This is a genomic window from Gammaproteobacteria bacterium (assembly GCA_014075255.1).
In the GTDB taxonomy this organism is placed as follows: domain Bacteria; phylum Pseudomonadota; class Gammaproteobacteria; order UBA4575; family UBA4575; genus JABDMD01.
This window is the reverse complement of sequence record CP046178.1, coordinates 1,429,991-1,444,654: the sequence shown is the minus strand read 5'-3', so window position 1 is coordinate 1,444,654 and position 14,664 is coordinate 1,429,991. Positions and strand designations below refer to the sequence as shown.

Here is a 14,664-nt window from a genome sequence, read left to right as displayed (position 1 = left end):
ACAAAGCTAGTGATTGGAAAATATGGTTATAACTTTAAACCATAATTAGCAGATAAAGTTCAATATTACTTATTAGTTTGCTACGGGTTTATATAGCGCTTAGTCCAGCATGCGATATTTTCTGCAATATACTCAGCATCGCGTTTTTTGGAAATTAAATGATCTGTGTGATCTAGCGATATAAAGCTTTTGGGGTGTTTGGCTTCCATAAAAATTCTTGCAGCTTCATCGATTGAAACGATGTCATCGAAAGGTGAATGAAAAACCAGTATTGGTTTATTCAGATTTCTTATGAAATGGCGTTCATCATAATCTTTAAGATCCAAAATATATTCTTTGGTGAGTCTGAATGAACGATCAAAGACTGTTACGTCATCAAAACCATTTTTAAGAATCTTAGGAATATGTTGCTCGAAGTGATCAAGCACATGTGCAGGACGGCTAGGTGCAGCAATAGTCGTTACGGCTTGAATTTCATCTAATTCACATGCCGCCGCTACTGCAGCAATGCCACCCAAACTATGGCCTATCAATAATTGTGGCGCTGAGTGATTTTTGGTTAAAAAGTTTACTGCAGCTTTAATATCATCGATGTTGCTGGAGAAGTCAGTAGTAGAAAAGTCGCCTTCACTTTTACCAAGACCAACGAAGTCAAAACGCAATACCTGAATGCCTTGATCAGCAAGAGCTTTGCAAATGCGATAACTCGCCGCATGGTCTTTGGAGCAAGTGAAGCAGTGCGAGAAGATAGCTTGTGCAATCGGATTTTCTACTTGGTCGATTACGCCTGCTAATATTTCGCCACGGTTATTTTCGAAAGTTACATCCATAAGTATTTATTTGTTTGCACTTTCTGGAGGCGCTTTATCCCAAGGATAGCCGTCTTTAGCAAGTTCATAACCAATATTAAATAGTGCTTTAGTGTATTCGGGATCAAAGGCTTCTTTAGGTTTTAAATCAAAAGATTTAGGAATAATAGCTAAGTTATAGTCTATTCCATCGCGTGAGGTTATTTCATAAATTCTATACAAGTCACCCACCGCTTTATTTTCTATAGTCATACTAAGTGATTTAAGAGCAATCGAATATAGGCTGGTTTTTACCGGTTCATATATAGCCTGACTCCGCCCATTGCGTATGATGTAAAGTCTACGCTCAACTCTATTTTCTACTGCTTCAATAAGGTCGGATTCAACTAATTGCGGTGGATATAGGAATGCTTGCCGAGTTACACCTCCATCAACATGAAGCTCAGTAAAAGGCTGATTTTCTGCAGTTACATTAATAATTACTGGCGGGAAAATTCCAGGTACAGCCGATGATGCTAATAAAATATTATGAACCAGATCTAATGAATTTGGTTTTCCGCTGAGTGCAATTTCTCCAATATCCCAAATTACGGGTCTACCTGCATCGAGATTGGTAGTGCCTATCCACAGTCGCCGACCTTTTAAATGCTGCTTAGAAATTAAATCGAGGATTTCAGCAGTTACGTATTGGCTAATTAAGTTCTTTAAGGGGCGGGTATCTAAGATTGCGCTACCACCGAATAGGCCGCTGAAAATTTGCGTACGATAAATATCTTCTTGCCCTAAATTTGAATACACATCAAAAAGCATGTCGTCATATTCAGAGCCTAAAAATACAAACGGTGCTGCTAGGGCGCCAGCACTAACTCCCGTTACCACATCAAATTCTGGTCGATCACCATGACGCGTCCAGCCCGTGATAATGCCTGCTGCAAAAGAACCATCTTCACCGCCGCCTGATAAAGCAAGAAAGTTAATTATAGGTGTGGATTTATTCGTGCCCCAGTATTGTGATCGTTTTTGTAGCCATTCGGTTAAGTTGTGTGTGTTTCGAAAGTTTTCAGATTCTTCGTCTCCCCAAAAACGTATCGAGGGAGTGTCAATGACAGTGGCTTTTGATACAAGTTGTTCAGGAACAGGAGAGTGTGTTAATGAAGTTGCGCATCCTGCGAGAGAGAGAAGTATAAGTGGTAAGAGTGTTTGTGAATGCATGCTTTTATGCTGCGAAGTATTTAGAGCTTATGCGCTAATAATATATATGCTTAATTAATTATATACATAAAGTATAAATTAATTTTTTCATAGTCTCGATTATAGTTGACTTTCTTCAATAAAATTTCTACTCAAGGACAGGTGAAAGCTATGATTAATTTGTAGGTTTTGCCATGTCTGGAACTTTCTTCTATAGTCGCACTCAATTAAATATCCTTAGCTTAGGGGTTTGTGCTTTTTTATTAGATCTCATATTGAAGATTAATTTAAGTTTTAGCAACTGGAGGGTGGAATGAGCAAAATATTAGCAGTGTTAATTATTGTTGTTATGGTGTCTCCCGCATATGCTGTGGCGTATCACTTTTATAATGGTGAAAAGTTAGCGGAAGCGGCTTTGGAGTGGGAAAAATCTCAAGACTCGTCTAAAGATGCGGACTTACTTCTCGTAGCTAAATACGCCGGCTATGTGGGGGCAATGTTTGATCATTTATCTGTGTCATTAGCGATCTGCGCACCAGATGAAATGACAAAAAATGAAGTGCTTAAGGCTGTGGCGGACCATGTGAAAACAAAAAATAAAGGTCTCAAGTATTCTGCTTCGATTATCGTTGAAGAAGCATTAGTTAAATCGTATACCTGTAAAAGGTAATGGTAAAATCTAAAATCACAATAACGATGGTCATGGGCCAATAGAACTAGTCAGAAAATTCAGGAGTGAGTAATGAGATTTAATATTTTTATTGTTTTACTGTTGATGTTATCTGTGTGCGTGCAAGCTGATGAGCATATAAATAGTGAGCAACTTTCAAAAATCTATACGGAAGAAATTGCATACCAGGTAGGTGATACAAAGTTAAATGGTTATTTAGCATATGATTCATCTACCGATACTAAACGTCCCGGTATATTGGTGGTACATGAATGGTGGGGCCACAATGAATATGCACGCATGCGCGCTGAAAAGTTAGCAGAACTTGGTTATGTTGCCTTTGCGGTAGATATGTATGGAGATGGCAAGCTAGCTGAGCATCCTGGTGATGCGGGCAAGTTCATGAAACAAGTCACTGGAAATATACCTCTGGCAGAAAAGCGCTTAGCAGCAGCATTTAAAGTGCTTAACCAGCAAGATAAAACCGATACTTCTAAAACAGCTGCAATAGGCTACTGTTTTGGCGGTGGTATGGTGTTGCATTTAGCTAGAATAGGAACTGATGTTGATGGCGTGGTGAGCTTTCATGGCAGCTTGGGTACTGAGACTCCCGCTAAGAAAGGTTCTGTTAAGGCTAGAGTTTTAGTGTTGCATGGGGAAGATGATCCATTTATTCCAGCAGATCAGGTAGATGCTTTTAAAGAAGAAATGCAAAATGCTGGTGTAAAGTATGAATTTATAGCCTACCCGAATGTTAAGCATAGCTTTACTAATCCACAGGCAGATGAGTTTGCTAAGAAATTTAATCTACCCGCATTAGGATATAACCAAGATGCGGATGAAGACTCTTGGAACCGTATGCAGGTGTTTTTTGAGCAGATTTTTAATTAATATTTTTTTATTTAAGCAAGTTTATTGTACTAATAAGAATATTTTATGTAATCAATTCATTTCCACAAAGGTCTCTTTTTGTACCTGTGAATATTTATTTAAAAATGGAGATTATTATGAAATATATACTATTAGCCTTAATGGCACTTTTTTTAACTACACAAATAGCGATGGCGCAAGGTGGCGGGCCATCTTTTGAGCAATTAAATAAGGCAAATCCTCAAGGCAAACAAGTTGTTGAGTTAATTGATAGTGCGTCTAAAAAAGGACACCAGGAAATTTGTTTAACAAATGCTGGGAAAAATATAGTTAAGGAAAAGATCTGCTAGATTAAGGAGAGTTAACAATTGGCATGGATGCCTAAAAAGCCCTGTGAACTTTCAGTTACGGGGCTTTTATGTTTTAAGCTAGTAATTAATACAGCCTTAGCTGGTAATGCTGTAAAAATTTAGCCAACTCATTTTTCAAAGCTTGTGTCATACAGGCGTCGCGCTCATTTAAGTGCCAGCTACGCTGCATTTCATATTGTCATTTAGCAACTAAATATCTGTTTCTGAATCCGCCTACAGCGGCATTTATTCTAATGACGTAGTGCTAGTATTGAATATTTCCAGTTGAATTTGGCCTAATTTCCCGACCAGTAACCTCAAGAATTCCTAAATACCACTCATAATAAAGAATAGGTCCTTTCAGGATGAAATAGGGCTGCGTAAATCTAGCTGAACGTATCGAAATTATTGCGTTGAGCCAAACAAGGAAGTGAGTGGTTGAAAATGTTGCGGAGATTTTCTGTAAAAATATTTGTTATAGCAACACTGTTTACGTTGTTGCTTGCAGCTGTATCTGCACAAGATCAAGACAAATGGGAAGGGTATATTGAATTCTCGGCTAAACCTGGAAGTGATCGCTCTCTAGCCAAAGGCGACTTATTTCTACCTATTCAACAAAATGAAGACTCCCTATTATTTGTTAGTCTTAAAACAAATTTTGATGACCATAGTTATAAAGAGGGCAATGTAGGTCTTGGTGTTAGAAAAATTTATGACAATTGGATTGCTGGTGGGTGGGGTTTTTACGATTGGAAAGAATCCACTACGGATAATACGTTTGATCAGATGACGATTGGTGGAGAATTGCTTAGCACTGAATGGGATATTCGTGCAAATGCTTATATTGCTGAAAACAAAAAGAAAGATTCTGATCGCGCAAGTGTTGTTGAATTAAATGGTAATCAAATACAAGCAAGACTTGGTGAAGAAAGAGCTTTGTCTGGTGTCGATTTGGAAATCGGGAAAAAACTTCCTTTTTTAGAGGATTCCCGTTTTTTTGTCGGTGGTTATCACTACGATGCGAACGGGTTTAAAAAAGTGAGTGGCCCTAAGCTTAGATTCGAGATGCGGTTTCATGATTTGCCTATGCTCTCATCTTTTTCACAAGGGTCACGTCTAACCCTAGGCGCAGAATATACAGAAGATAGTGTTCGCGGTAGTGAATCATTTGCTTTGCTTCAACTTAGAATTCCATTCGGTGGGAAAAGTAAAAAACCATCTTTATCCTTATTAGAAAAAAGAATGGTTGAAATTGTTAAACGTGATGACGACATCATAACGAGTGAGCGTCAAGGTGATACGTTAATGTCCTTGCTTAATCCTAAAACGGGCCAAGTGATCAGTGCGGTTGAAACGATTAATGCATCCACCACAAATGTCGCAAGCACGGTAACTGCAGCAGGCCAGAATAGTTTGATTATTGCAGATGGTAGTGAAGGTGCGATTAATGTAGGTGGAACAGCAATCAATACTGCACCTGGACAGATTATTGTAGGTGGTGGTCAGAACATTACATTGCAAGCGCAAAAGCCAGATGGCAGTTTAATTGATATGGATTACACGCCAGCAGGTGGTCGAGGAAGTATTTCGAGAACAGGTAGTGGGGAACTCATCTATGTTAATAACGATGATGATGTAACCATCACAGGTGTAAATTTATCTGGTGGTAGACCGATTAGAGTTAATAATTCACAAAATGTATGCGTGTTAAATACGAATGTATTAAATTCTGCTTCAAATCGTCAAGGTATCTATGTGCAAAATAATTCCGAGGTTAATTTTGAAAATATCAATATATCTAATATTGGTCGTCAAGGATTACTATTGACCTCGGGTTCTAGTGCAGTCGTTAATAACCTACATGTGTCTGATACGGATTTTGAAGCCGTGTATTTTAGTGGCAATACTTCAGCCAATTTAAACAATATTAATATTTCAAATTCTGGGCGAGAAGCTTTGCGGATACGTTCAGGTTCTAATGTCACGGCTAATAATGTAGCAATTACCAAATCAGGTTCTGAAGCAATTGAGCTACATAATTCTGTACTAAATTTAAGTAACGCTTCAATTACAGATATAGACGTGAATGCAAACCGTGATGGTATTTATGCATATGCTGGTTCAACATTAAATGTAAATAATTTGTTAATAGATAATGTAACCAGTCAAGGAATTATCACTAATAACACTACATCTAGCATTAAAAATGCAATTATTCGAAATACTGGTCACCAGGGGGTATATGCATACGGTAATTCTTCAATGGATTTGGAAAACGTAAGTATTGCTAATGCAGGTGCACAAGGAATTTATACCCGAGATGCAACTTTAAATGCCGAGAATTTAAGTGTTAATAATTCTGTAAGGCAGGGTATTTATTTGCTAAGAACAGCGGCAAATTTTGATAATGTCGATATTATGAATTCAGCTCAGCAAGGATTGTATGTAAATAGAGGTTCATTAGATTTCGATGATGTGAGTATTCAAAACTCTGGTAGGGAAGGTTTACTTGCGACGAGTACTACTTTCTTTAATGGATCTAATTTGACTGTAAACAATTCGTCCAATCGCGGAGTGTATTTAAATAGCACAACTTCTAATTTAAATAATGTATCTATCGATGCTACGACTTCGCAAGGTATGTTAGTCAGAAACACAAATTTAACGATTGATAACCTGGATATACGTGATGCTGGAACACAAGGGCTATATGTATATAACGGCTCTATTGCAAATATCACAAATCTTGATATTACAGATGCAGGCAGACAGGGTATATATAGTCGTGGTGCAACGTTTAACGCAACAAATGTAGATGTGGTCAATGCAAATAATCAGGGCGCATATCTACACAGCACAACATCAGTTATAAACGGAATTCGGATTAACAATGCGGGTCAACAGGGTTTATATTTAACGAATAATTCCGACGTTGCGATTACCGATGCAACTATTGATTCATCAGCTAGAGAGGGGCTATATCTACGAGATTCGGATTTGAATTTAACTAATGCATCGATTACGAATATCACTGCTTCTGCAAATAGAGATGGAATTTATATTTATAGAAATTCAGATGTTACATTAAATAATGTAACAGTCAGCAATGTAACAGGGGATGGTTTTCAAGTACAGGGTACGTCAACCATTGCGCCTATCGTTACCGCTACAAACTTAACTGTTTCGAATTCTGGTCGATATGGCGTGGTCAACACATACGGTGATGTAACGTTTAATAATGCCAATATTTCTAACTCAGTGTTTGATGGGATTTTGGTAAATCGTGGAAACTTAAATATAAATATGGCTTCGGTTACCAATAGCGGTCGATTTGGTGTTTATGCCTTAAGAAGTACTGCAGCTATTCAAGACTTATCAGTCAATACCACTGCAAGAGATGGAATGTTGATTAATCGCAGTATTGTTTCTTTAGATACTTCTTCAATTAGTAATATTGGTGATGGTGATACGAGCGATGATGCAATACAAGTTACAAATTCCACTGTGTCGGGTGTTGGAAACAGAATTGAAGGGGTTATAAATAGTGGCGTTGCATGTCGTGCTACGGGTACGAATACAGGTAGCATAGGGTTTTCTTCTGGGCCTATCGCTTCTTGCCCATAAAACATACACACATAAAAAAGCCCCGGGAGTGTTAACTCGCGGGGCTTTTGATTTTTTGCTAGTTAAAAAAACTATGCAGCTTTTGCTTGTAAGGCTGTAGAGATTTTAGCTAACTCATCTTTCATGGCTTGTGGCATACGTGCACCGTACTCGTCTAAGTATTCGCCGATTGCCGCAACTTCTTCTTGCCATTGACCTACGTCAACACCAAGTAACGCTTCCATAGTTTCGTTAGAAACATCTAGACCTGAGATATCGATATCAGAAACATTTGGTAAGTAACCAATTGGCGTTTCTCTAGCATCGATTTTGCCTTCAACACGATCAAGGATCCATGACAGAACACGCATGTTGTCTCCAAAGCCAGGCCACATGAACTTGCCATCTTTATCACGACGGAACCAGTTAACATGGAACATCTTTGGTAGCTTGTCTGACTTTCCATTAAAGCTTAACCAGTGTGCAAAATAATCCGCAAAGTTATAACCACAGAAAGGTTTCATGGCCATTGGGTCACGTCGAACCTGTCCCGCACCACCGATTGCCGCAGCAGTCATTTCAGATGCACAAGAAGCACCTACTAGAACACCGTGATTCCAGTCTTTGGTTTCATATACAAGTGGAGCCAATTCTCTGCGTCGGCCACCAAATACAATTGCTGAAATTGGAACACCATTAGCATCATCTGCCATTGGAGAATATACAGGGTTGTTCTTAGCCGAAACGGTAAAGCGTGAGTTTGGATGTGCAGCAGGACCTACGTCTGCATCGTATGGGTTGCCTTTCCAATCAGTAGCAGGGACTGTTCCATCATCTTTCTCTTCCCACCATGGTTGGTTGTCTGCTGTTGTGCCAGCGTTTGTGAAAATAGCATCTGACTTCAAGCATTCATATGCATTTTTGTTTGAATGTTCGTTAGTTCCTGGAATAACACCAAAGTAACCCGCTTCTGGGTTAATCGCCCATAAACGACCATCTTCACGTAAATGTAACCAGCAAATGTCATCACCGACTGTAGTAACTTTCCAGCCTTTGTACTGCTCTGGTGGAATTAACATGGCAAGGTTAGTTTTACCGCATGCTGAAGGGAATGCGCATGCAATGTAATGAGTTTCACCTTGTGGGCTTTCTAAGCCAACAATAAGCATGTGCTCTGCAAGCCAACCTTCAGTACGTGCTTGCCAACTTGCGATTCGAAGTGCGTGACACTTCTTACCAAGCAGTGCATTACCGCCATAACCAGAACCAATGCTCTTAATAGAAAGTTCTTCAGGGAAATGCATGATAAAACGTCTTTCTGGATCTAAGTCACCCGTTGAGTGTAAACCTTTAACAAAAGTGCCATCTTTTTCTATGCGGTTTAATGCAGGAGTACCGATGCGAGCCATTATTTTCATGTTGGCTACTACATAAGGGCTATCGGTAATTTCAACACCGTTTCTAGATAGTGGTGAATCAATTGGACCCATGCAGTAAGGTATTACATACAAGGTGCGCCCTTTCATGCAGCCATCAAATAAAGCATCTATTTTTTTGTGCGCTTCTGCAGGTTCCATCCAATGGTTATTTGGACCAGCATCTTCTTCACTCTTAGAGCATACAAAAGTTAAGTGCTCAACACGTGCAACATCAGAAGGATCCGAACGGTGCAAATAGCAATTAGGGTGAGTTTCTTCGTTAAGTTTACTTAGCGTGCCTGTTGAAAGCATCTGATCAACCATGCGATCGTATTCAGCATCACTACCATCACACCAAACAATATTGTCAGGTTGTGTTCGTGCCGCTACCTCTTCTACCCATTTTGCTAGGGCATCATTTGTCGTACTCATCAGTAATTCCTTGGTTTGTATGAATTTATGTCGCTCGACCTAATTATTATTATGGTGGGCAAGCACTAAAAAAGGAGCGTCCGATTATACATAGGGAGGTTAAAATTTTAAGACTTGGAGTGAATTTATTACGAGAAGCTTGTAAAATATATCTCATTAGAGATATCATATTAATGTAGGTTCTTAAATAAAGGTGTCAACTAGAGGCTTAATTTCTCTAATTTGGACTGACTACTAGTATCAATAACCCAGCCGCATTGGACTGTAATGCTGTTTTCTTAATAGTATTATTTTTTTCGATTAAAAGCTGCGCGCCTGTATTAGAGCAATCACTTATTAAATTATCGCTTGTTTTTAAGCTGCTGTGTTTGGATAGTGCAGTACCTTTTATAAGCAGTTGTTTACTTTTGTTTGAATTTTTATCTTCTAAGTAAATGTTAAACGGTAGTGAATGTTGCTTTTCGTTTACTGGAATGAGTCGATCAACAATTAGCTCGTAAGGTACGCTGGCATTTTTATTGAATCCATTGTGTGCAATGCAGAATGGTTTGTTAGCCGTCAAGCCAGATTGATTAAAATTGTTTAGTAATAGTTCATTTGGGCTTACTGCGCTTAAAGATTGATTCACTGTAACTGCAATTTCAACCGATGCAGTAGATTCCGTGCCCAATTTTCCTTGTGACGCAGCATGGGCAACGTTGAAAATTTGAAAAATTAATATGCATACGAATAAAAACTTTACAGAGAAGTAAAGATTACCAAATTTTGAATGCGCAATTGAATGGTACATATGTTATTCCGATATCAAGTCGCACGGTTAACAAGACCACTCAGATGAACATGAATACATGCTCGATGTTTACTGGCGGTCCCGCTATCTTAGATTTATGCATTCTCAATTTCAGAGTTTGCATGGCATCCTTAGACCGGTGACTTTGCGTCTCCATCTTTCGATGAATTTGCCTTTTTATACACATCAACGTAACGGCCGTTGTGTAATAAAATTGAGCGCTAAATCCTGGATTCGGGTGACTTAGTTCTATTTATACGAATTATGTATTTAAGAGCCTTTATTTTTATTATTATTATAATATCTCTCTATTATTCTGAGAGTTATAAAAATTAGTGAGTCTATTCTTTGATGCGCTAAAATAGTGTTCATAGATAAACTATTATTTATGCGAGAGTTAATTATTGAGTGCTTGAATCAAGTTTGCAAATACCAACAACTAAATTAAGTGTTTAGTTGGACGGTACCTATAATTTCAGCCGAACCTGGAGGTGTAGAATATGAAAGCTAGTATCTTTTATAAAGGATTATTTTTAATTTTTATCTGTTGTTTTGTTTCGACTACAAATATTCATGCAGCAGATTCATCTTACAAATATCGAAGTAGTCATCATGGCTACCAATTTGCAGAATCTGGCTCAGCCGAAGTGATGGTTGCAGATGCTATTGTTGCAAGACCCATTGGTTTGGTTGCAACGGTGGTAGGTTCGGCAGTTTATGTAGTGTCTTTGCCATTTAGTATATTGGGTGGCAATGAGAAACAGGCAAGGGAAAAGCTAGTGACAGAACCTACGGCATTTACCTTTAAGCGGCCATTGGGTAAATTTCCCAGTTTGGACTGATCGAGCTTAGATTAGTTTATAGCGTGCTATGTAAAACGACTTTATTTCTGCCGTCTTGTTTGGCTTGATAAAGTGCTTTATCCGCTTTGCGTAGTAACTCACGGCCAAGATCAAAAGTATTCTGTTTTGTATTTGGATTTTCAATAGTTGAAACACCAATGGAAACGGTTAAAGAGCAATTCTCGCCACTAACAAAAGTAGTTTCCGCAATGCTTTGTTGAATACGGTCAGCGACTTCTTCAGCCCAGTCTTGACCAGACTGCTCTAGCAGCACTGCAAATTCTTCTCCACCGTATCGTGCAACTACATCAATATTTCGTAATTGTGCTCTGATTAGTTCCGCAACTTTAGTGAGCACTCTGTCACCGGTTTCGTGTCCAAAGCTATCATTAACAACTTTGAAGTGATCGATATCAATAAACAAACAGCTAACAGATGATTTTAGGCGTTGCGCACGTGATATTTCTTCGTTGAGACGTTGGTCAAAGAATCTGCGGTTGTTTACTCCGGTTAGTGCATCGGTTAAGCCTGCTTGTTTGAGTTTTTCTTGGGCGATCGTGGTGTCAAGGCAGGTGGCTAAAACAGCCGCTAGATGCTCGAGAAAATCAGTCGCATCTTGTTTGTTAAATCTACCTGTCTGAAAACTACCTAGGTTCAGGCTGCCAAGTAATTTATTTTTACGAAATAGCGGCAGCAACGCTACACTGCGCGGGAACTTTCTATCCGTTAGAAATAATTCTTCGTGAAGATTACCATCGAATGATCCAAGTAGTGGTTTTTTGAATCGGCCGTAAAATTTCTTAAGTTGTAAAATGTCATTTGTGAAAACAAGTTCTGGATATCGGCTAGTGTCTTCGCCGACATCGCGCAATAATCGTTTTATGTCCTGATGCTCGTCATGCAATATGATTGTTAATACATCCCATCCAAAGGTAGATTTACTTTTGTGAGCAATCAGCTGCATAAGTTCAGCAAGTGAGCTACAACCTAGTAACCTTAATTCTAAATTTTGGAATTTGCGTAAAGTGACTTCATTTCTGCGTGCATCATGAACCAGAGATTCTAATTTGTTGCGCAGAGCATCCACTTCAGTAATTTCTTGTTCGATATGTGGTGAGATAGGCATGGCTTAACTTAGCTGCTTCAAGCCTTCAATTGGGACAGGAGAGCCCATGGCGTAACCTTGCGCATAATCCACGCCAAGTTTGCGCAGCATATCAACGACTTCTTCACTTTCAGCGCATTCAGCAATAGTACCTATGCCCATAATGTGGCCTACCTGATTAATTGCTTCAACCATAGCGTGATCAATTGAGTCATCAATCATGTCATGCACAAAACTGCCATCAATTTTTAAATAATCAACTGGCAGATTTTTTAAGTAGGTAAATGATGAAAGTCCGCTGCCAAAATCATCTAAAGCAAAGCGACAACCAATTCTTTTAAGCTCTAGTATCAGTTGGCTAACTTGATCTAAATTGCTGATTGCAGCAGTTTCTGTAATTTCAAAGCAAACATTCGAAGGTTCAATTCCAGTTCGGGTAATCTCGCCTTTGATAAAATCGAGTAGCGAATCATCATTTAGTGAATTGCCTGATAAATTAATAGAAATTTGCACGCCAGACTCTTTGCCAAAGATGTCGTTATAACTATTGAAAGCAGTGCTTATCATCCAGCGATCTAGACTAGTCATTAAGCCATAACGTTCTGCTGCTGGAATAAAACTGGCAGGCATAATCAAATCGCCTTGAGGGTCAGTTAACCGTATTAACAACTCATAATGTAACGATTCATTTTGCTTAGGTGATAATGGTACAATCGGTTGGCAATAAATACGGAACCGATCTTCTTGTAGTGCGCCGGTTACGCCAGCTGCACGCATCATTTCAGTATGCCGACGTGTTAGCTCATCATCTTCTTTTCTGTGGATGTGTAATTTATTTCTTCCATGGTCTTTTGCGGTAAAACAGGCAAGCTCTGCACGCGTTAACATATGTGCAGGATCTTGGGAGTGTTTATCTATAGTAATCAGCCCGATACTTATGCCAATCTCAAAATGTTGATCACGCCACTTAAATGTGGAGCTGCGAATTGTGTTAATAAGATTTTGTGCAAGTATTTTGGCCTGGTCTGCTGTGGTGTTAACCAGCAGCAAAGCAAACTCATCGCCACCTAAGCGGGCGAATACATCAATGCTGCGCATATGTTGCTTCATATGTTCTGCTGCTTGTTTTAGAACAATGTCTCCCGCAGTGTGGCCAGCTTGTGCATTAATGATTTTGAATTGGTTGAGATCTAGGTAGCACAGAACATGTTGAACATCATGTGTTGCAGCACTGGAAATTGCGCCATCTAAGCGTAATTCAAATTCTTGTCTGTTGAGTAATCCAGTTAAGGCGTCATGCGAAGCCTGATGGCTGATCTCTTGTGTAAGTCGATTTGTTTCAGATGCGTCTTTAAATATTAAGACTAAGCCACCAGTTTCAATATTCAATGAGCTGCTGGGTGTTACCGATAATTCTATTGGATGCTCGTTATTGAAGCGATCAAGCAAAATGAGATTGCTTCTTGATTCTATAGGCTTGCCGGTATCTAAGCAGCCTTTGCCTAAGTTTGTAATGCGCTCTCTTGTTGTAGCGTCTATTAACTTAAGGATGCTATCAATATGATTACCTTTTGCTTCATAACTTGGCCACCCTGTTAAGCCTTCAGATACAGGGTTCATAGACTCAACTTGGCACTTCATATCTGTAGCAATTACACCATCTTTAAGTAATTTTAAAGTGATACGGTTGCGCTGTTTTTCTTGTTCTAGTTTATTTTCGGTAATTGATGTTTTAGTAATGTCTTGTAGAACTAAGCTAAAAACAGATTGATCTTTGTCATCATCGTTGAAGGCAGATGCTCGAAAGAACTTTACCGAATCATCTAAGCCAAGAAATTTTATTTCTGGATTGATCTCTTCTAAATTATCATCGCAGGTATTAATAATATGATGTAGCTTGATAATTTCGGATTGCTTGAAAATCAATGATAGTGGTGTGCCTAATGAATCTTGCTCATCAAGATTTAGCATTTTTGCAGCAGTACTATTCAGTTCGACGAGAGTGTCTTCTTCATCAATACTCAGGAGGCCAATTGCTGCAGCTTCTAAGATTGTATCCAGCTTGTTTTCAGAATTTAGCTCTGGGTCTATTGGAATAATATCTGGTTTAGATTCAAGAGAAGTTTCAAACTCAATTAGTTTGTCTTGGTCTGTGTTGGGATCATCTAATGAGTTTTTTAATGCCGCAGGCAGTGCTTTTATATTAGCCGTTGACCAGACTTCTACGTCTTTTGCTAGCACAGGTGAAGCTTGAATAGCTTGATCCATAAGATCAAAGTCAGTGGGTTTGCGTAGTAAAAAGATTTTGATTGTTACGTCGTGTTCGAGAATCCAGTTGATTACATGTAACGGTTCTTTCATATGATGGCCAAGTACTATTACTTTGCTGTCGATATGGCCATCGTGGAGAATGTCTGTTAATTGCTGCTCGTTTGCTAAGTTAGATATAGCAAGTGGTGGTGGGGTATGGCGACAAAGATACGTCCAAAGATCTTTACCAACATTAACTAATGAAACTTTTATGGCCATATTTGATAATTGGCTAGTATCGCTATCACTATGTGCGTGATTTGCGCTCACCTTA

The 14,664-nt window shown here is 38.9% G+C and carries 11 protein-coding genes and 1 riboswitch; of the genes, 5 read left to right on the top strand and 6 right to left on the bottom strand.

From position 1 onward, the window contains the following. Positions 1–80: 80 nt before the first annotated feature. Together GKR92_07330 and GKR92_07325 are read right to left on the bottom strand one after the other, a co-directional pair. A complete protein-coding gene (locus GKR92_07330) occupies positions 81–830 on the bottom strand; it encodes an alpha/beta fold hydrolase (GenBank protein QMU61518.1) in 750 nt (249 codons plus the stop codon). 6 nt (positions 831–836) lie between these two features. Further along, positions 837–2,021, bottom strand: a complete 1,185-nt coding sequence (locus GKR92_07325; GenBank protein QMU61517.1) for a hypothetical protein — start codon at positions 2,019–2,021, stop codon at positions 837–839. Positions 2,022–2,313: 292 nt separating this feature from the next. Between GKR92_07325 and GKR92_07320 the strand changes: the two genes are divergently transcribed. The 4 genes from GKR92_07320 to GKR92_07305 all read left to right on the top strand — a co-directional run bounded on the left by GKR92_07320 (position 2,314) and on the right by GKR92_07305 (position 7,514). Then, on the top strand, positions 2,314–2,670 hold the full coding sequence (locus GKR92_07320) for a hypothetical protein (GenBank protein ID QMU61516.1): 357 nt from the start codon (positions 2,314–2,316) through the stop codon (positions 2,668–2,670). Positions 2,671–2,775: 105 nt separating this feature from the next. Further along, complete coding sequence (locus tag GKR92_07315; protein ID QMU62739.1) at positions 2,776–3,561, top strand: prolyl oligopeptidase family serine peptidase; 786 nt, start codon at positions 2,776–2,778, stop codon at positions 3,559–3,561. A gap of 116 nt (positions 3,562–3,677) precedes the next feature. Beyond that, on the top strand, positions 3,678–3,890 hold the full coding sequence (locus tag GKR92_07310; protein QMU61515.1) for a hypothetical protein: 213 nt from the start codon (positions 3,678–3,680) through the stop codon (positions 3,888–3,890). Between the two features lie 444 nt (positions 3,891–4,334). Next, positions 4,335–7,514, top strand: coding sequence for a hypothetical protein (locus tag GKR92_07305; GenBank protein ID QMU61514.1), 3,180 nt, complete (start codon positions 4,335–4,337; stop codon positions 7,512–7,514). A gap of 71 nt (positions 7,515–7,585) precedes the next feature. Here the strand turns inward: GKR92_07305 and GKR92_07300 are convergent, their stop codons facing one another. Together GKR92_07300 and GKR92_07295 are read right to left on the bottom strand one after the other, a co-directional pair. After that, positions 7,586–9,343 carry a phosphoenolpyruvate carboxykinase (GTP) gene (locus GKR92_07300; protein QMU61513.1) on the bottom strand — a complete coding sequence of 586 codons (1,758 nt, stop codon included), beginning with the start codon at positions 9,341–9,343 and terminating at the stop codon, positions 7,586–7,588. Between the two features lie 217 nt (positions 9,344–9,560). Beyond that, the gene (locus tag GKR92_07295; GenBank protein QMU61512.1) at positions 9,561–10,133 is read right to left on the bottom strand and encodes a hypothetical protein; all 573 of its coding nucleotides are present in this window, start codon (positions 10,131–10,133) and stop codon (positions 9,561–9,563) included. Between the two features lie 71 nt (positions 10,134–10,204). Then, positions 10,205–10,317: riboswitch (cyclic di-GMP riboswitch) on the bottom strand. 316 nt (positions 10,318–10,633) lie between these two features. Between GKR92_07295 and GKR92_07290 the strand changes: the two genes are divergently transcribed. Next, positions 10,634–10,975 (top strand): hypothetical protein, encoded by a 342-nt coding sequence (locus tag GKR92_07290; protein QMU61511.1) that lies wholly within the window; start codon positions 10,634–10,636, stop codon positions 10,973–10,975. A gap of 16 nt (positions 10,976–10,991) precedes the next feature. On the opposite strand, the gene GKR92_07285 is transcribed toward GKR92_07290, so the two are convergent. After that, a complete protein-coding gene (locus GKR92_07285; GenBank protein QMU61510.1) occupies positions 10,992–12,101 on the bottom strand; it encodes a DUF484 family protein in 1,110 nt (369 codons plus the stop codon). Positions 12,102–12,104: 3 nt separating this feature from the next. Further along, positions 12,105–14,660 carry an EAL domain-containing protein gene (locus tag GKR92_07280; GenBank protein ID QMU61509.1) on the bottom strand — a complete coding sequence of 852 codons (2,556 nt, stop codon included), beginning with the start codon at positions 14,658–14,660 and terminating at the stop codon, positions 12,105–12,107. Positions 14,661–14,664: the final 4 nt, after the last annotated feature.